14 protein-coding genes and 1 pseudogene are annotated in these 17,240 nt (G+C 61.2%); 9 read left to right on the forward strand and 6 right to left on the reverse strand.

What is annotated here, in order from left to right; all coding sequences use genetic code 11:
- Window positions 1-196 precede the first annotated feature (196 nt).
- Window positions 197-1,975, forward strand: a complete 1,779-nt coding sequence (locus tag AWT75_RS01830; protein WP_045848415.1) for an ABC transporter transmembrane domain-containing protein — start codon at window positions 197-199, stop codon at window positions 1,973-1,975.
- On the opposite strand, the pseudogene AWT75_RS23755 reads toward AWT75_RS01830, so the two are convergent.
- Window positions 1,961-3,354 (reverse strand): annotated as a pseudogene (locus AWT75_RS23755) (D-serine ammonia-lyase). The gene AWT75_RS01830 and the pseudogene AWT75_RS23755 overlap by 15 nt on opposite strands.
- A gap of 17 nt (window positions 3,355-3,371) precedes the next feature.
- Here AWT75_RS23755 and AWT75_RS01840 point away from each other — a divergent pair.
- The 6 genes from AWT75_RS01840 to AWT75_RS01860 all read left to right on the forward strand — a co-directional run bounded on the left by AWT75_RS01840 (window position 3,372) and on the right by AWT75_RS01860 (window position 8,410).
- A complete protein-coding gene (locus tag AWT75_RS01840; protein ID WP_153013206.1) occupies window positions 3,372-4,307 on the forward strand; it encodes a LysR family transcriptional regulator in 936 nt (311 codons plus the stop codon).
- An 82-nt stretch (window positions 4,308-4,389) separates the two neighbouring features.
- The gene (locus tag AWT75_RS01845) at window positions 4,390-5,217 is read left to right on the forward strand and encodes an AraC family transcriptional regulator (RefSeq protein ID WP_062786646.1); all 828 of its coding nucleotides are present in this window, start codon (window positions 4,390-4,392) and stop codon (window positions 5,215-5,217) included.
- A gap of 32 nt (window positions 5,218-5,249) precedes the next feature.
- Window positions 5,250-6,428: an NAD(P)/FAD-dependent oxidoreductase gene (locus tag AWT75_RS01850; protein ID WP_204376849.1), complete on the forward strand. Its 1,179-nt coding sequence runs from the start codon at window positions 5,250-5,252 to the stop codon at window positions 6,426-6,428.
- Window positions 6,428-6,646, forward strand: a complete 219-nt coding sequence (locus AWT75_RS22010) for a hypothetical protein (RefSeq protein ID WP_204376850.1) — start codon at window positions 6,428-6,430, stop codon at window positions 6,644-6,646. Before AWT75_RS01850 ends, AWT75_RS22010 begins: the two co-directional genes overlap by 1 nt.
- Before the next feature lie 81 nt (window positions 6,647-6,727).
- Window positions 6,728-7,072 (forward strand): cupin domain-containing protein, encoded by a 345-nt coding sequence (locus AWT75_RS01855; protein ID WP_062786649.1) that lies wholly within the window; start codon window positions 6,728-6,730, stop codon window positions 7,070-7,072.
- Window positions 7,073-7,189: 117 nt separating this feature from the next.
- Window positions 7,190-8,410 carry a GGDEF domain-containing protein gene (locus AWT75_RS01860; protein WP_062786918.1) on the forward strand — a complete coding sequence of 407 codons (1,221 nt, stop codon included), beginning with the start codon at window positions 7,190-7,192 and terminating at the stop codon, window positions 8,408-8,410.
- Here the strand turns inward: AWT75_RS01860 and AWT75_RS01865 are convergent.
- Window positions 8,396-9,616 carry a Zn-dependent hydrolase gene (locus AWT75_RS01865; RefSeq protein WP_062786652.1) on the reverse strand — a complete coding sequence of 407 codons (1,221 nt, stop codon included), beginning with the start codon at window positions 9,614-9,616 and terminating at the stop codon, window positions 8,396-8,398. The genes AWT75_RS01860 and AWT75_RS01865 overlap by 15 nt on opposite strands.
- 420 nt (window positions 9,617-10,036) lie before the next feature.
- Between AWT75_RS01865 and AWT75_RS21620 the strand changes: the two genes are divergently transcribed.
- Window positions 10,037-10,204, forward strand: a complete 168-nt coding sequence (locus tag AWT75_RS21620; RefSeq protein WP_156157039.1) for a hypothetical protein — start codon at window positions 10,037-10,039, stop codon at window positions 10,202-10,204.
- A gap of 32 nt (window positions 10,205-10,236) precedes the next feature.
- Here AWT75_RS21620 and AWT75_RS01870 read toward each other — a convergent pair whose 3' ends face one another.
- Together AWT75_RS01870 and AWT75_RS01875 are read right to left on the reverse strand one after the other, a co-directional pair.
- Window positions 10,237-11,853 carry a methyl-accepting chemotaxis protein gene (locus AWT75_RS01870; RefSeq protein WP_062786655.1) on the reverse strand — a complete coding sequence of 539 codons (1,617 nt, stop codon included), beginning with the start codon at window positions 11,851-11,853 and terminating at the stop codon, window positions 10,237-10,239.
- Window positions 11,854-12,319: 466 nt separating this feature from the next.
- Window positions 12,320-13,321: a cytochrome-c peroxidase gene (locus tag AWT75_RS01875; protein WP_204376851.1), complete on the reverse strand. Its 1,002-nt coding sequence runs from the start codon at window positions 13,319-13,321 to the stop codon at window positions 12,320-12,322.
- A 480-nt stretch (window positions 13,322-13,801) separates the two neighbouring features.
- On the opposite strand from AWT75_RS01875, the gene AWT75_RS22015 reads away from it, so the two are divergent.
- Window positions 13,802-13,996 (forward strand): hypothetical protein, encoded by a 195-nt coding sequence (locus AWT75_RS22015; protein ID WP_204376852.1) that lies wholly within the window; start codon window positions 13,802-13,804, stop codon window positions 13,994-13,996.
- Between the two features lie 321 nt (window positions 13,997-14,317).
- Here the strand turns inward: AWT75_RS22015 and AWT75_RS01885 are convergent, their stop codons facing one another.
- Together AWT75_RS01885 and AWT75_RS01890 are read right to left on the reverse strand one after the other, a co-directional pair.
- The gene (locus AWT75_RS01885) at window positions 14,318-15,232 is read right to left on the reverse strand and encodes a glutaminase (RefSeq protein WP_062786658.1); all 915 of its coding nucleotides are present in this window, start codon (window positions 15,230-15,232) and stop codon (window positions 14,318-14,320) included.
- 282 nt (window positions 15,233-15,514) lie between these two features.
- The gene (locus AWT75_RS01890; RefSeq protein WP_161937713.1) at window positions 15,515-17,161 is read right to left on the reverse strand and encodes an autotransporter outer membrane beta-barrel domain-containing protein; all 1,647 of its coding nucleotides are present in this window, start codon (window positions 17,159-17,161) and stop codon (window positions 15,515-15,517) included.
- Window positions 17,162-17,240: the final 79 nt, after the last annotated feature.

A 17,240-nucleotide genomic window follows, 5' to 3' on the forward strand; every position in this document is an offset into this window, starting at 1 on the left:
TCTGAAGTAAGCGGCGGCTGACAAAATCCCTGCTGCTGCGTTGCGCCTCCTTCGCCGTACCCTTGTACTGTCTGCGTCGGCGCGCCTTCGCCCCAGGGGTGCTGCGCCATTGTCAGCAGCAGGTGCAGACCTGCCCGAATGGCCGTAGCCGGTGGCATGGTGTAGCCTGACAGCCTTGTTTTCACCGGGTCTGCCCATGTCTGCCACACCACCTGCCCGTCCGCTATTGCAACGCATCAGCCCCTTGCTGGGGCTGCTGCCCTTTCTGCGTCCCTACCGCCATCGCGCCTGGCTGGCCCTGCTGGCGCTCACCGTGGCCGCCGTTTCCACGCTGGTGTTGCCGATGGCCTTCCGCGTGCTGATCGACCAGGGTTTTTCCAGCCGCAATGCCGGTCACATCAACCAGTATTTCCTGATGCTGTTTGGCGTGGCGGTGGTGCTGGCGCTGGCCACCGCCGGGCGTTTTTACCTGGTGTCCTGGCTGGGCGAGCGGGTGACGGCGGACGTGCGCAGCGCGGTGTACCGCCACGTCATCAGCATGAGCCCGCAGTATTTCGAAACCACCCAGACCGGCGAAGTGCTGTCGCGCCTCACCACCGACACCACGCTGGTGCAGACGGTAATCGGCACCAGCCTGTCCATGGGCCTGCGCAATGTGCTGCTGATGCTGGGCGGGCTGGTGATGCTGGCCATGACCAGCCCCAGCCTCACCGGCTACATTCTGGTGACGCTGTTGCTGGTGGTGCTGCCCATCGTGCTGTTTGGCCGCCGCGTGCGGGCGCTGTCCAAGTCCAGTCAGGACCGCATTGCCGATTCCAGCGCCATGGCTGGCGAGGTGCTGAACGCCATTCCCACCGTGCAGGCCTTCAACCAGCAGGCGGCGGAAGCCAGCCGCTTTGTCGGCTCGGTGGAGCTGAGCTTTGCCACCGCGCTGGCGCGCATCCGCGCCCGTTCGCTGCTGACGGTGGCGGTGATCATGCTGATCTTCGGTGCCATCGTGTTCGTGCTGTGGCTGGGTGCGCAGCAAGTGCTGGCCGGGCAGATGAGCGGCGGCCTGCTGGCGCAGTTCATCCTGTACGCGGTGGTGACGGCCGGGGCAATTGGCGCGGTGGCCGAGGTATGGGGCGATGTGCAACGCGCCGCCGGGGCTACCGAGCGGCTGATGGAGCTGCTGCAACTGGCCTCGCCGGTAACCGAGCCACAGCACCCGCACGCCTTGCCGACGGCAGGGCGGCTGCGTTTGCAGCAGGTCAGCTTTGCCTACCCCTCACGGCCGGAGCAGCCCTCGCTCAGCCAGATTGATCTGGAACTGGCTCCCGGCGAGCACGTGGCGCTGGTAGGGCCGTCCGGTGCGGGCAAGTCCACGCTGTTCCAGCTCTTGCTGCGTTTTTACGACCCGCAACAGGGGCAGATTTCCCTGGGCGGCATCGACATCCGCCAACTGGCGCTGGCCGATTTGCGCCAGCACATTGGTGTGGTGCTGCAGGATTCGGTGATTTTTGGCAGCAGCGCGCTGGAGAACATCCGCTACGGCAGGCCGGATGCCACGGATGAAGAAGTCTACGCTGCCGCCCGCGCGGCGGCGGCGCACGACTTCATCCAGGCCCTGCCGCAAGGCTATGCCACTTATCTGGGCGAGCGCGGCGTGCGCCTGTCCGGTGGCCAGCGCCAGCGCATTGCCATTGCCCGCGCCATCCTGAAAAACCCGCCCATCCTGCTGCTGGACGAAGCCACCAGCGCGCTGGATGCCGAATCCGAACAGCTGGTGCAAGGCGCGCTGGAGCGTGCCGCTGCCAACCGCACCACGCTGGTGATTGCCCACCGGCTGGCCACGGTGAAAGAGGCCGACCGCATCGTGGTGCTGGAAGGCGGGCGCATCGTGGCGCAGGGGCGGCATGAGGAACTGCTGCACAGCTCGCCCTTGTATGCGCGGCTGGCGGCCCTGCAGTTTGCTGCCGCTTCAGCCGGCGAGTGACAGGCCGCGCTGGCGGAAGCGCTGGTGTTCCTCTGGCGGAACCAGCGCGCCGCCAGTGGTCCACACCACATGATGGGCATCCGCCAGCTGCTGTTGCAGGCCGTGCGCTGCCAGATAAGCCTGCCCGGCCGTGCTATTGCATAGCCAGTCGGGGCCACGCACCGCCGCTGCAGCGGATGGCTCCAGCGCCAGCTGGCAGTTGTCCTCCACCTGCAAGCGCAGGCGGAACAGATCGTCATCACCAACGGTAAACACCCCGCTCAATTCGGCCCGCATCAGGGGTGCCACCAAGGGCGAAGCCAGGCCTACCGCCAGCCCATCGGCCTCGGTGCGGTTATCCAGGCCGATGTCGTACACCGAAAGCGGCGCATCGCCACCACTGGCCAGCTGCACCAGCATGCAGGGCGAGGCCACCGGTTCGGCAAAAAAACAATGTACATGCGGGCCGAACAACAGCTTCAGGCCATGGGCGATGCCGCCCGGCGCGCCACCCACCCCGCAAGGCAGGTAGACAAACAGGGGGTGGGCCGCATCCACCACTACGCCCTGCGCCGCCAGCTGTGCGGCCAGTGGAGCCGCCGCGGCGGCATAACCCAGCAGCAGCGGCAGCGAGTGTTCGTCATCAACAAAATAACTGTTGGGGTCGCCTCGGCAGTGGCACGGCCCGCCGCCACGGCGGCGGCATAGTCACCGGCATGTTCCACCACCGTCACGCCGCGCTGGCGCAGCCGCGCCTTTTTCCACTCCTTGGCCTCCACCGACATATGCACCACGGCCTGAAAGCCCAGCACCGCTGCCATGATGCCGATGCTCAGGCCCAGATTGCCGGTGCTGCCCACCACCACCCGGTGGCTGGCAAACAAGCTGCGTGCCGCCGCACCTGCCAGCAGGCGGCGGTCGTCCTCCGGCTGTATTACGCCGTGCTGCAAGGCCAGCGCCTCGGCATGGGCCAGCACCTCGTGAAAACCGCCACGCGCCTTGATGGAACCGGCCACCGGCAGCGCATGGTCACCCTTCAGCCAGCACCGCCCCTGCACGCCGCGGTATTCCGGCAGGGCGTACAGCGCGCTGGCATCGTGCAAGGCGGATTCGATCTTCCCCTGCGTGGCGGCCAGCTCGGGAAACAGCATGGCCAGCAGACCGGCACAGCGCTGCAACCGCGCCGCCGCCGCGCCCACCTGTTCCGCCGTGGGGGCGTTGGCAGGCAGGGTGCTGCCCAAGCGGGGGTTCAGCCACAGCAGGGCTTGCTTTGACTGTAGGACAGCTAATAGGCTGGCAGGCAGGGTGGCGGGCATGGCGTGTCTTCCGGGTGAATGTATAGCAGGCATTCTAGAGCGCCACTGCTGCCAAAAAACAGCGATACTTGCTGCTGAATCCATTAGTGGAGCTTATGCCAATGCTGGATGCTTCCATCCTGGCCCACCTGCGTTGTTTTGACGTGGCTGCGCGCCTGCTCAGCTTCACCGCCGCTGCCGGTCAGCTGCACCTGACCCAGAGCGCGGTCAGCCAGCAAATCCGCCAGCTGGAACAACGGCTGGGCTACCCGCTGTTCGTGCGTCAGCACCGCCGCCTGCAACTCACCGCCCAGGGCCAGACGCTCCACCGCACGGTCAGCACTGCCTTGCAAGACATCGACACCACTTTGCAGCAGCTGGCCCAGCAGGACAGCGTAGTGCAAATCAGCTGTGCACCGTCCTTTGCGCTGGACTGGCTGATGCCACGCCTGAGCGCCTTCCAGCAGCAATACCCGGCCATCCAGGTTAGGCTGCGTGCCGAATTCCAGCGCATGAGCCGGCAGGACATGCTGGCTGGCGGAGTGGATATCAGCATCCGCTACGACCCGGACGAGATGGCCGATCTGCCCGGTATTCCCCTGCTGGATGAAGTGCTGCTGCCGGTGGCCAGCCCGGACTGGCTCTCTGCCCATCCCGACCCGGCCCACACCGGCAGCTCACTGACGCGCCTGCATGACAGCGCCGCCTGGGACGGTGCACCGCCATTTGCCGAGTGGGACTGCTGGCAGCAAGGCGCGGCAGAGGAATTCCGCTTTGCCCCCGCGCCATGGCAGGAGCGGGAATACAATCTGGCCAGCCTGTCGCTGGCGGCAGCCTGTCAGGGGCAGGGCGTGGCCATGGCGCGTGCTGCCCAGGTGCTGGAACTGCTGCAGCAAGGGCGCTTGCAACAGGTGTTTCCTGCCACGGTGGCCGCACCCGCCCGTTATGTGTTGCGCTGCCTGCACCCGGAAGACCGCCGGGTACAGCTGTTCAGCCAGTGGCTGCAGCAGGCCTGCCAGCAGTTTGTGCGCCAGCGCCAGCGGCTGCTGGGGGTGTGAACGGGGAGACGGGCAGGGTAAAACTGGCCCGTCATCGTGCTTTGCACTACATTGATTTTTCCTGTTTTCACCGCCCGCCATCATGAAGCAGCCATCAACACCGGACAGCCAGGGTTTTCTGCCCGCCACCCATCAGGTGGTGCTGCGCTATCACCTGGCGTGGAAGCAGCGGCAGCTGGAGGACATCCTGGCGCTGTACCACCCCGACATTGCCTATCACGACTTCCTGCAAAACCGGGTATTCCACCACGGCCAGCTGCGCGATTACGTGCTGTCCTCCCTGCCGCAGGGCGAGGCGGAGCGGCTGGAACACATCGACCGCATCCGGGTGGATGGCGATACCGCCTTCATCCAGTACCAGCTGGTATTGCAAGGCGGCAAGGGGCTGGTGTGCTTTCACAGCAGCGAGGCCATCACCGTGCGCGACGGGCTGATCTGGCAGGTACGCGAATACGCCACCCTGCAACAAGGGCCGCAGGGACAAGGCCGCCCGGCCAGCCAGCAGCCCTTGCAAAAGCTGGGCCTGTCGGCACGGCAACTGGGACGCATGGCGGATGAACTGCACGGCTATTTCCGGCAGGCCCGGCCCTATCTGCAGGCCGACTGCAATCTGGCCGCCGTGGCGGCGGCCACCGGTTACAGCCGCAACCAGCTGTCCTACCTGCTCAACCAGGTGCTGGGGCAAAGCTTTTACGGCTATGTGAACCAGGCGCGGCTACAGCATGTGCTGGACCACCTGCCCGCCAGCGGCAAGATACGCATGGACGAACTGGCCTTTGCCGCCGGTTTCAACTCGCTGTCGGTGTTCTACCGCTGCTTCCGCCAGCATACCGGCCTGTCTCCCGCGGCCTGGCTGCGCCGTTTTCCGCGCGGGCACGCAGCGACGACAGGGGCCGACCCAGCTGCATAAGCTTGGGGCCATCAATAACGGGAGAACCGACGATGGCCGCCAGCCCCCCTATCAGCCTGTGGATGGAACAACTGGGTGACAGCCTGTCACCGCGCCCGCCGCTTGCTGGCGATATCGAAGCCGATGTGGCCATTGTCGGGGCCGGTTATACCGGGCTGTGGACCGCCTATTACCTGAAGCAGCAACTGCCGGCGCTGCGCGTGGTGGTGCTGGAAGCCGAGATTGCCGGCTTTGGCGCCTCCGGCCGCAATGGTGGCTGGGTGATTGGCGAAGTGCTGGGCGAGGACCGCTTGCTGGCCGGGCTGAACCCGGAAGCACGCGCCCACAGCCGTGCCCTGCTGCACGACATTCCGGATGAAGTGGGCCGGGTGATCGCCCGCGAAGGCATTGATTGCCACTACCGCAAGGGCGGCGTGCTGTATTGCGCCGCGCGCTACCCGGAGCAGGAAGCCCGGCTGCGCCAGCAACTGGCAGACTGGCGCGCCCACGGCCATGGCGAGGACGATTACCGCTGGCTGGATGTCGCCCAACTGAACCAGCAACTGCGGCTGGCCACCCCGTATGGTGCTGTGTATTCGCCGCATGTGGCCACCATTCAGCCCGCCCGGCTGGTACGCGGCCTGGCGGACTGTGTCGCGCGGCTGGGCGTGCAGATTTACGAGCAATCCCGCGTCAACCACTGGCAGCCCGGCGTGCTGCACACCGCGCAAGGCCGGGTGCAGGCGCGCTGGCTGGTACCGGCGGTGGAAGGCTATGCCGCCACCCTGCCACCTTTCGGCCAATACCAGCTGCCGGTACAAAGCCTGATCATCGCCACCGAACCCTTGTCCGACGCGCTGTGGGAGGAAATTGGCCTGCGTCACGGCGAAGCCTTTAGCGAAAACAGCCGCCAGGTCAGCTATGGCCAGCGCACCCGCGACAACCGGCTGGTATTCGGTGCCCGTGGTGGTTACCGCTTTGGTGGCAAGCTGCGCCAGGACTTTACCCTGACTGCAGACGAAATCGCCCTGCGCCGCCAGCTGATGGTGGAGCTGTTCCCCATGCTGGACAAGGTGGGCATCAGCCATGGCTGGGGTGGCAATCTGGGCGTGGCGCGGCGCTTTCAGCCGCATATGGTGTGCGATGCCAGCCAGGGCCTGGCCTGGGCCGGTGGCTATGGTGGCGAGGGCGTGGGGGCAGCAATCTGGCGGGCCGCACCCTGGCCGACCTGATGCTGGGGCGCGACAGCCTGCTCACCCGCCAGCCCTGGGTGCGCCAGCCCGGCAGCCTTAGCCGCTGGGAGCCGGAACCACTGCGCTGGCTGGGCTACAACGCCATCATCAACAGCTTTGTGCGTGAAGACCGCACGCTGAACAATCCGTCCAGTGCACCGTGGCGACGCCGCCTGGCCATGCGCGTGGCCAGCTGTATGGAAGGGCTGATGCAGTAAGCGCCGCAGGGACGCCAGGCTATTTTGTCAGCCGCGCTAAGCCTGTTTTATCGATTTCCCTATCCATCACCGGAGCACACCATGTCGATCACCCATTTGCCGGACAGCCAGCACACCATTTTATCCACCCCCACCCCGGTGGCCGTACCGCTGGGCGAGCCGCTGTCCACCGTGGCGGTGCATGCCGTGGAACGGCCGGACGGGGTGGAAACAGGGGTGTGGGAGTGCACGCCGGGGCGCTGGCGGCGGCAGATCATGCAGGCCGAGTTCTGCCATTTTGTGCAGGGGCGCTGCCGCTTCATTCCGGATGAGGGCAGCCCGATTGACATTGCCGCTGGCGATGCCCTGTACTTCCCGGCCAATAGCAGCGGGGTGTGGGAAGTCAGCGAAACGGTGCGCAAAACCTATGTACTGTTACCGGACTGACGGCTAGGGCTGCGCACCTTTCAGCCGTCATGACGACTGCCTAGACGGGGCAGGAGGCTTGTCCTAAACTGGGTGCTGTCTTTTGCTGGCTGCCGCCTGGCAGCACAAGTTGCCGCCATGAGTGTCGTTGCCAACCTGCTTGCCGCCATGCGCATCCGCTGGCGGGTGCGTATTCCCGCCGCCCTGTGGCCGGAGTTCGAGCATTACATCCAGCGTCAGCACCGCCCCTTTTTGCTGCTGACCAATATTGTTGCGGCCTTCGCTTTCTTTTCCTATGTGCTGGCCGATGCGCTGCTGATTCCGGACATGGCGTCCGCGTCCCTGCTGGTGCGCAGCGTGCTGCTGCTGATTGCGCTGTTCAATATCTGGCTGGTGTTCGGCCGTAGCCGCAATGTGCTGCTGATGGACCAGCTGATGCCGGTGCACGACCTGATTGCCACCCTGGCCTGGTTCGAGCTGCTCAAGCGCAGCCACTCGCCGGATGTGCCCACCTTTCTGTATGCCTCGCTCATTTTCATCGTGTTTGCCAACCTGGGCGTACGGGTGTCGTTCAAGGGCGCGGTGGTCAGCTCGCTGGCCATTTCGCTGGCCATCATCAGTAATGTGGCGCTGATGAATCCACACAACAGCAAGCCGCTGCTGGTGTTCTCGCTGGTGTATCTGCCGGTGCTGCTGTTTTGCCTGTTCATGAGCTGGAACACCACCACCAGCGTGCGGCTGGCGTTTTATGCCGCGCAGGAACAGCGGCGGCGCAAGCACGAACTGTCCTTGCTCAACCAGCGCTTGCACACGCTGGCCTCCACCGATGCGCTCACCCGGGTGGGCAATCGCCGTGCCTTTGATGTGCAGCTGGAGGAGTTCTGGCTGCAAATGCGCCAGCATGGCCGCCCCTTTGCCCTGCTGCTGGTGGATATTGATTATTTCAAACCGTATAACGACCACTACGGCCACCAGGCGGGCGACCATATCCTGGCCGATGTCGCCAGCGCCATGGTCAGCTGCCTGCGTAGCGGTCAGGCCCGCGCCTTCCGCTATGGCGGCGAGGAGTTTGCCATCCTGCTGCAAAGCGGTAGCCAGGAAGAGCTACAGCACATTGCCCAGCGTCTGCTGCAACAGGTCGCGGCACTGGAAGTGACCCACCAGTACCGCCCGGATGGTATGCAGCATCTCACCATCAGCCTGGGCGCGGCCTTGTCCAGCATTGCCGGCTTGCAACAGGCGAGCGACCTGCTGGCCTGCTGCGACCGCATGCTGTACCGCGCCAAGCAGCTGGGGCGCAATCAGGCCCAACTGGCCGACACCTCCGTGGCCTGGCAGGCCGAATCAATCCCGGTTTGAACGCTGCAACACGGCGTGCAGCAGCACATTGGCCCCCTTGTTGACTGCTTCCGGGCTGACGTTTTCCGCTTCGTGATGGCTGATGCCCTGATGGCAGGGAATGAACAGCATGGCGCTGGGACATTGCGCAGCCAGATGAATGGCATCGTGACCGGCACCGCTCACCATGTCCTGCTGGCGGTAGCCCCACTGCCTGCCAGCCTCACGCAAGGCTGCCACACAGCTGTCATCAAAATGCACCGCCGGGCTGTACCAGCGCTGGCGCAGGGTAAGCCCGATACCGCGCGCCCGGGCAATGGCATGCAGGCTGTCGCTACAGCAGCTGCGCAGCGCATGCATGCTGTCTTCGTCCGGGTGACGCAGGTCGATGCTGAAGCTTAACTGGCCGGGTACGCTGTTGCGCGCCGCCCGCGCAATCTGCAATTGCCCCACCGTCACCATGCCGCCGGGTTGAAAGTCGGCCGCCAGCCGCTCCAGCTGGCACACCATGGACGCCGCGGCAAACAGGGCATCCTTGCGCAAGGCCATGGGGGTGGTGCCCGCGTGGGCGGCCTGCCCCTCCAGCGTGGCATCCAGCCAGCAAATGGCCTGGCTGCCGGTGACCACGCCAATGTCCAGCCCGGCTCGTTCCAGAATGGGCCCTTGCTCGATATGCAGTTCGAAATAGGCATCCAGCGCCCGCCCCAGCGGCAGGCTGCCACTGTGGCCGGACAGGGCGGTACCCAGGCTGACGCCGTACATGTCCTCCACCACCTGGGCGCTGGCCAGTGGCAGCAGACCGGCAAACACGGCGGAACCCAGCATGGCCGGTGCAAAGCGGCTGCCTTGCTGATTGGTCCACACCACAATCTCCAGCGGCCTGGCGGTGGTGATGCCGGCATCGTTCAGGCTGCGGACCACCTCCAGCGCGGCCAGTACGCCCACGCTGCCATCAAACCGCCCACCATCAGGCGGGCTGTCCAGATGGCTGCCCATCACCACCGATGCCGCCTGCGGATTCCGCCCCTCGCGGCGGGCAAACAGATTGCCGATGGCATCGCTATCCACGCTCATTCCCGCCTGATGACACCAGTCGGCAAGCTGGGCACGCGCGGCAAAGTCCTCTGCCGACAAGGCCAGCCGCTGCACACCGCCATTGGCAGTGGCACCTATCGTTGCCATGGTCATCAGGCTGTCCCATAAGCGCGGGCCGTTGACATGCAGCATGACGGATCTCCTGTGGAAAGCGGGCAAGGTTCTGTGCGCGTCTTGCCACTGCGGCCGTTGGCGTGCTGCCGATGGACAGCGGCTAACTAACTACAGCAACAGGCAGGACGCGCTTCAGGGTAGAGCCTGCTATCACAGCAGGGTGGCAGGGACAGTTCCATCACTGATGCTGGAATGTATTGCGGACTTGTCTGGTTATGCTGCCGGAAGCTTGCGGCGGACGCAGGCCTGCTGCGTGCTCGGCACTGGTTTGGCAAGGACATGCCGCCGGGCGGCAAAGATTGCCAGCAGGCGGAAAAAATGGGCGTAAAGAAATGTAAAGAACTGATTATAAAGAACAAATTTGCATAAATAGCGCTGGCATCAAAATTGCAAAGGCAGCAGCCATCGCCACCATTTACCGTTCATCAGGAGCACACCATGGCCATGCCGATTTCCCCGGTCAGCAATTACAACAGCTATGCCCCCAAAACCAATAGCACCAATCGCCAGACCCCGCCTGCCACTCCGGCCGCCACCAGCCCGGAAACCGACCCGCCGGTCAACCAGGGCGGCACCCTGGGTTCGATGATCAATACCAAGGCCTGACTCCCTGCGGTGCCAGGCCTGCGTCAGGCACCCTATACCTGATAACGCGCCAGGATATCCGCCTGCATGCGGGCCAGCTGGTCCAGCTGTGCCGCACTTTGCGCGGTGTTCTGCGCGGCGGCGCTGGCCTCTTCCGATGCCTGGGCTGTGCGCTCCACCATGGCGGCAATATTATTGCTGGCCTCGCCCTGCTGCTGAATGGCAGCGGCTACTGCATCGCTGCCCTGCACGGCGGACCCTGCCAGCTGGCCGATACGGCGCATCGCATCCGCTGCCTGGTCGGCACGGGTGACGCCCACCTTCACCAGCTCCTCTGCCTTTTGCATTTGCATGGTGGCATGGCTGGCATTACCCAGCATGGCTTCAATTGTCGAGGAAATTTCCTGGGTGGATTTGGTGGTGCGCTCCGCCAGCTTGCGCACTTCGTCGGCCACCACGGCAAAGCCACGCCCCTGTTCGCCAGCGCGTGCGGCCTCGATGGCGGCGTTGAGCGCCAGCAGATTGGTCTGGTCGGCGATGTCGCGAATCACGTTGATGACCGTGGCCACCTCGCCGCTATGGGTTTCCATTTCATGAATGCTGCCGGCGGACACCGTCACCACCTGCGAAATCTGGTGAATGTCGCGGATGGTCTGTTCGATGATGCCGCTGCTTTCCAATACCAGCGACTGGGCCGACTTGGCACCGTCGCTTTGCTCCACCGACTGCGCGGCAACGTGGTTGATGCTGACTGTCATCTGCTCGATGGTGGCGGCAATATTGGCCGATGCCTCGCTTTGCGCACCGGCAGCCATGGACACCTCACCCGCAGTTTGTGACAGCTCCTGCGCCGCATGCTTTACCTGGCGCGAACCATCACCCAGCTGGCGCATGGCCCCTTGCAGGCTTTCCAGCAGACGGTTGAAGGCACTGGCGGCACGGCCGATTTCATCCTGGCTGTCCGCCTTGGCGCGCAGGCGGAAATCCTGCTGGCGACTGACCTGCTCGATGGTGTTTTCAATATTGCTCAGCCCGTTGCGGATATTGCGGTACAGCAAGGTGGCCAGCACGCTGGTGAGCACCACGGCCAGCACCATCAGGGTGATGGCCACGGTCAGCACCTGATTGAAGGTGTGGTCGTTGTCCGCCGCCAGCTGGTCCGCCTGCTGGTAATTGAACCTGGAATGGGCTTGCACCGCTTCCATCAGCTGCACGGCGGTGCGGGAAAAATCACCGTTGATGAGGGCGGAAGCCTGCTCGGTCTGGTTGCTGCGCGACAGCGCCAGGATGCGGCTGCGCCCCTCGCGGTACTGCGTCATCATGGCTTTTTCCGCCTCCAGCAACTGGCGGTCTTCGGCGCTGGCCCTGTCATTGATGTGGTAATCGTCCATCTGCTTGTCAAAGCGCTGGTCGGCATCTGCCAGGTTCTTTTCCGCCGTTGCCTTCTGTTCGGCGTTATTGGCCAGCACATGGCGCAGGGTATTGGCCCGGATGTCGGCCACGGCACGCAAGGTGCTTTGCATCACGCGCAGATTGGGCAGCGTTTCGCTCTGTACATAGGCAAAGCGCTGCTGGGCGGCATGCAGTTCCTTGATGGCATAGCCCCCCACCAGCAACATGCAGGCCAGGGCAATGGCCAAGGTCAGCAACAATTTTTTGGTAATCGTCATGGTGAACCCCGAAAAGAATGATGTTTCACTGCCGCTTCAGATAGTGCACAGCTCGACACGCAATACTAAAAGGTTTTAGCGTCGTTACTTGTAGCCAGAAAATCTTACTTTATGCCATGTGCGTTGCAGATAAAATTAATGCAAGCAGCATGGCAGGCAGCTGTGGCATGCATGCCAAAGCGGTAGAACTGTCCGCCGTGACTATAACAGAACGCTTATTCTGCACAGCCGGTTTACTACTGCAATTGTTTAATATCAGGTTTATTAAATATTTACCTGCCGCAGCCGGTACGGCTACCACCTCATGTCTTGGGAAGGCCTGCTTGCTGCATGAACAGGATGTGCTGACGTGGAAGACAGCAAGCCACTGGCATCACCAGCCTATGCACGCTGCAACTGGCAGACAGCGCCAATGAACAAGCCCGCATCAAGCGGGCTTTTTTCACTACTACAGCAACAAGCGGCTTCAGTTGAAGGGCGTGGGGCGCGGCGTGTTATTGCTGGAAGCGGGCAGGATGGGTAGCACAAGCTGCGGCTGCTTGCCGGTCAGCGTATGCAGGAAGGCCACGATATCGCTGACTTCCTGCGGGCTGAACTGCCGCCCCAGTTGCAGCTGGCCCATGGTGGACACCGCCGCCTCCAGCGTGGGCGCACCGGCATCGTGGAAGTAAGGTGCGCGCAAGGCCACGTTACGCAGCGAGGGCACCTTGAACAGCATGCGGTCGGCATCCTTGCCGGTTACCCCGGCCCGGCCCTGCGCCGGGTTGCTGGTTTGGTACGGCGACACCAGGCCCATCTTCTGGAAGGAATTGCCGCCCACTGCCGGGCCGTTGTGGCAGGCCACGCAGCCAGCGGTCTTGAAGGTTTGATAGCCGCGCAGCTCCTGCGAGTTCAGCGCCTTCTTGTTGCCCTTCAGCCACTGGTCAAAGCGCGAATCCGGCGTCACCAGGGTTTCTTCAAATGCGGCAATCGCCTGCGTCACCTCCTGCATGGTGATTTGCTTGCGGCCAAACACCTGCTTGAACTCATTCACATAAGCCGGCATGGAACGCAGCACATCCAGCGCCAGCACATGGTTGGAGGCCATTTCCTTGGGGTTGGCAATCGGGCCGCTGGCCTGCTCCTGCAAGGACTTGGCGCGGCCATCCCAGAACTGCGCCACATTCATGCTGGAATTCAGCACCGAAGGGGAACGGATAGGCCCTTGCTGCCAATGGTCGCCAATCGACGAACTAAGATTGTCACTGCCGCCGGTGGACAGGTTGTGACAGGAATTACAAGAAATAAAACCAGACTTGGACAGGCGCGGTTCAAAAAACAGTTTCTTTCCCAATTCCACCATGGCCGGGTTTTTAATCACGGCTTTGGGAATGGCTTGAATCGGCTCGCTTTGAATTGCTGCAGCGGCATGAACTGCTGTGGCGGTGAATAGCGGCAGCAGCATGCTGAAATAACGGAGAGATTTCATGGTTTGCTCCATCTGCGTTAAAAATGCTTTTTTAATCAGCCCTGAATGGCGTTAAACCTGAATGCAAGCCAGCGCCACTGCGCAAAGCCTTTTCTGGCAAGGGATTTTTACTGAATAAAATGCCTGCGCAAAATAACAGGCAATATTTCCCCCTGGCTGCGTGGCCATAAAAATTCAATAAACAAAAGGTGGAATTAAAACCTTGTAATGAATAATGTTTTTAATGGCAGATACAATGCGGTAGATTGAAACCGGCAGATTTGTCGCAGATCAAACAGCGCAATTGAAAACCATGCTGAACGAATTGATATTTTAAATGCCCTTGATAGCCAAAAAATATCAGTAGGCGAATGGGAGATTAAGACGCAGGGAAAAAGACAATGCACAAACCGCAGCTGGCTTGCTGTGTAGCGTTGTCGCGGGCAGGTCTGGCGCTGGTGGAGGGCCAGCAGGGCGGATGCATGACGGAGTGTTTGAGGTGTGGCCCAGAGTGGCCGCGTGTGCAGGGCTGGTCAGCCTTTATTTCGCAAAGAAGATAAAACCCAGCGCCAGGCCAATCAGCAGGCACAAACCGCTGATGCAGCAGATTTTTTCGATGATGGCATCAAGGCAATGCAAGACGTACTGGCCAGCTTTTTTCAGCATGGTTTCCCCAACCATAGAACGTGGCAGTAATTTGGACATGGCACCTTGCCTGGAAAAATACATGGTTTGACAACTCTTGACATAAATTGCCAGCAGACAATAAATGTTAAATCCGGCCACTACAAGCTATTGAACGGGGGAATGGCTGTTAAATTATGAAAATAATCGTATGGCATCGTTGGTGAAGTCTGAATCGCTCAATTGAGATAGCTGCCGGGTCAAGGCCATTTGACCAAGCCATCCGCGGGCAGGTGCTCATGGCAGATTAAACCCGGCGGAAGTGTAGTGGCATGAGCCAGAAAACAGTGCAATGCGGCCAGGTGAGTCCGCGCAAGATGGCAAGTGCTTGCGCTAAAACAACGATCGCCCGGTATAAGTGGTAAACAACTCCAGCGCCTGCACCCCGGCCAGCGAGTTGCCGTTGGCATCCAGCCCCGGCGACCACACGCACAGCGCCAGCTCGCCCGGCAGCACCGCCACAATGCCGCCGCCCACCCCGCTTTTGGCGGGCAGGCCCACGCGGAAGACAAAATCCCCGGCGGCATCGTAAGTGCCGCAGGTCAGCATCAGCGCGGACAGCCGCTTGTTGGCGCTGACATCCAGAATGCGCTCGCCGGTCAGCGGGGCCACCCCGCCATTGGCCAGAAACAAGGCCGCCTGCGCCAGTTCCACACAGCTCATGGTGATGGCGCACTGGCGGCAATAGGCTTCCACCACCTGTTCCGGGTTCATCTGCATATTGCCGAAGCTGGCCATGAAATGGGCTATCGCCCGGTTGCGGTTGGCATGCGCCATTTCCGACTGCGCCACCCGCGAGTCGTAGTTGAGGTCCGCCTGGCCGATCAGCCGCCGGATAAACTCCAGCACCGCCGTGTCGGCCCGCACAAAACGCTGCGCCAGCACGTCGGTTACCACCAGCGCCCCGGCATTGATAAACGGGTTACGCGGCTTGCCCTGTTCGGTTTCCAGCTGCACCAGCGAATTGAACGCCGTGCCGGACGGCTCGCGCCCCACCCGTTGCCACAAATCATCGCCCAGCAGGCGAAACGCCATCACGCAGGCAAACAGCTTGGAAATGCTTTGAATGGAAAAGCGCTCCCCGGCGTCGCCCACGGTAAAGCAGCGGCCATCCACCGTCACCACCGCCATGCCGAACTTGTCCACCGGCACCCGCGCCAGCTCCGGAATATAGCCCGCCACCGTACCGCTCCCGCGCCAGGGGGTAATGTCGCGGTAAATATCATCCAGAACTGTTTGGTAATCCATCCGGCAGCATCCTGTGTGGGGTCAAAGCAGGGGCAGTTAATGTACTGGAAAGCCAGCTGTCAGCTCCAGTATTTTGAATGCTGCGCTGCGGCGGTGGGGAGGCAGAATGGCTGTGCGCGTACAGGCTGCCGTAGGCAAGGAAAAGGGCTGTGTGGCAGGCGGAATGGTGGACGACTACATAAACAAAGCCAGCCTTGGCGGCTGGCTTTTCATGCGGGGGTATATCAGCGCACTATGGGGATGCGTTCCCCAGAGCAGTGTTCACCCCCTGCAGCAGACAAATCAGAACGGCATATTGAGTTTGACAGATGCCGTCTGGCTGAAATAGGTACGACGTACTTCAGCATCATAACGACCGGTAATTTCCATGCCATTGCGCAGCTTGTAACTTACACCCAATGCGCCACGACCCAGCCATGGGCCTTGATTGATACCCTTGGTCACAAAAGAAGCCGAGGGTGCACCAGCAAAAGAGGAGTTAACCGCATCTTGCTTGTTCATTGCATCGTAACCGGCACCGATATTGGCAAACAGATTGACATGGTCGTTCAGTTGATATGCCACTTTCTGGTCCAGGCCAAATACGAGCGATTCAGCATTGTGGCGGTTCACATTCAGATTGAGCAGCCCGGCACCGGATTCGCTGTATCCGCTTTCACTGATACGGGTGTAGTCCACACGTGCAGACGGTGTCATGGTGATACGCTCACCCACATTGTAGCTGTGGCTAAAGCTGGTACCGAAATGGGCGGACCAGGAGTTGAAGCTGGAATCAGCCACGCTATTGGTTGTAATGATCTCGCGCGTGCCGGTGTTGTTGTTCAGGCCGGCATCAACCTGGAAATTGATGCTGTCCTTGGCATTCAGGTCGTAAGAGCCATATCCGATCAGCTGATAGGATTTGACATTCATGCCCTGCACACCACCACCGCTGATGTCGCTATGGACATTACTATTAGAGAAGGCGGTCGCAACACCCAGGGTCAATGCCGGGCTGATTTTTCTGTCCGCACCAATGGCCACGCCAGCAGTATTCACCTTGTAACCATTCACGCCATCGGAATCGGCCTGGTTGGCAATGGTGCCAAAAGGTTTCATCCAGAACTCATTGCTTACCTGGAAATCGTCACCGGAAGAACCACCATGGTTGGCATACTGGCGGGAGTCGACAATATTGTTCACCGAGGTCAGTACGGTTTTTGCCGTATTGGTAGTGGACCCCGTGAGCAGCGGCAGTGTTTGGCTTGCCGCATTGGAGCGCTGCTGATCAGTGGTCAGACCGGAAAACAGATTGGACAGCGCGCTGTTGTTATCAATGACTTTGGCGGCAGACAATGCCGGGCTATTGCGTTCACCATAGGCAGAGTCATAAATATTGCCAGAATTGAACAGGCTGGCGCTCAGTGTCACGGTGCTGGACAGAATGACTGAGTTGGTAGGTTGCCAAGTAGAAGTCGGGTTTGCAATCGGAAGATAAGTAAAGGTATAGGTGCCGGTAGTCAGGCCGGTAAAAGTTGCACCTTGCCAGTAGCGAATGGTGGTATTCGGCGTTCCGACAAGCGACGTGCCGTTGGAGTAGAAGTTGTTGGTGCCATCTACCAGGCCGGTGGGACGGGTGCTCACCAGCAGGTTGAAGGCGGAAGTCGTTGTGGTCGAATTCGAGCTCACGACTTGCATGCTGCCTTCGGTGTAGTTAACACCGCTATGATATGTACCAAACCAGAAGGTAACAGAGCCATTACCGGTATTGGTAAAACCGATGGACGAGGTATGGGCCAATGCCGGGGTGGCGAGTGCAGCCAGGACAAAGGCGGCAATTGGTGCCAACAACGGTTTTACCGATTTGTTTGCAATCGATTTCATGACGGAAACTCCCTGAAGTTTTTGTAAATTCTTGTTTGTTTTGATGGTGTTGCCATTACATTTCATGACAGATGCTAACACCTGCATAGCTCAAAATCATTAATTTCGGGTAAGGAAAGCAAATAAATTACAACTATTTTAAATC

Origin of the sequence: Aquitalea pelogenes, from assembly GCF_001515305.1 — a bacterium.
GTDB classification, from domain to species: Bacteria; Pseudomonadota; Gammaproteobacteria; order Burkholderiales; family Chromobacteriaceae; genus Aquitalea; species Aquitalea pelogenes.

Bases quoted from the DNA above. Each gene is read 5' to 3' on its own strand.
- AWT75_RS01830 (WP_045848415.1), top strand. From the start codon at position 197: ATGTCTGCCACACCACCTGCCCGTCCGCTATTGCAACGCATCAGCCCC.
- AWT75_RS01840 (WP_153013206.1), top strand. From the start codon at position 3,372: ATGCTGGATGCTTCCATCCTGGCCCACCTGCGTTGTTTTGACGTGGCT.
- AWT75_RS01845 (WP_062786646.1), top strand. From the start codon at position 4,390: ATGAAGCAGCCATCAACACCGGACAGCCAGGGTTTTCTGCCCGCCACC.
- AWT75_RS01850 (WP_204376849.1), top strand. From the start codon at position 5,250: ATGGCCGCCAGCCCCCCTATCAGCCTGTGGATGGAACAACTGGGTGAC.
- AWT75_RS22010 (WP_204376850.1), top strand. From the start codon at position 6,428: ATGCTGGGGCGCGACAGCCTGCTCACCCGCCAGCCCTGGGTGCGCCAG.
- AWT75_RS01855 (WP_062786649.1), top strand. From the start codon at position 6,728: ATGTCGATCACCCATTTGCCGGACAGCCAGCACACCATTTTATCCACC.
- AWT75_RS01860 (WP_062786918.1), top strand. From the start codon at position 7,190: ATGAGTGTCGTTGCCAACCTGCTTGCCGCCATGCGCATCCGCTGGCGG.
- AWT75_RS01865 (WP_062786652.1), bottom strand. From the start codon at position 9,616: ATGCTGCATGTCAACGGCCCGCGCTTATGGGACAGCCTGATGACCATG.
- AWT75_RS21620 (WP_156157039.1), top strand. From the start codon at position 10,037: ATGGCCATGCCGATTTCCCCGGTCAGCAATTACAACAGCTATGCCCCC.
- AWT75_RS01870 (WP_062786655.1), bottom strand. From the start codon at position 11,853: ATGACGATTACCAAAAAATTGTTGCTGACCTTGGCCATTGCCCTGGCC.
- AWT75_RS01875 (WP_204376851.1), bottom strand. From the start codon at position 13,321: ATGAAATCTCTCCGTTATTTCAGCATGCTGCTGCCGCTATTCACCGCC.
- AWT75_RS01885 (WP_062786658.1), bottom strand. From the start codon at position 15,232: ATGGATTACCAAACAGTTCTGGATGATATTTACCGCGACATTACCCCC.
- AWT75_RS01890 (WP_161937713.1), bottom strand. From the start codon at position 17,161: ATGAAATGTAATGGCAACACCATCAAAACAAACAAGAATTTACAAAAA.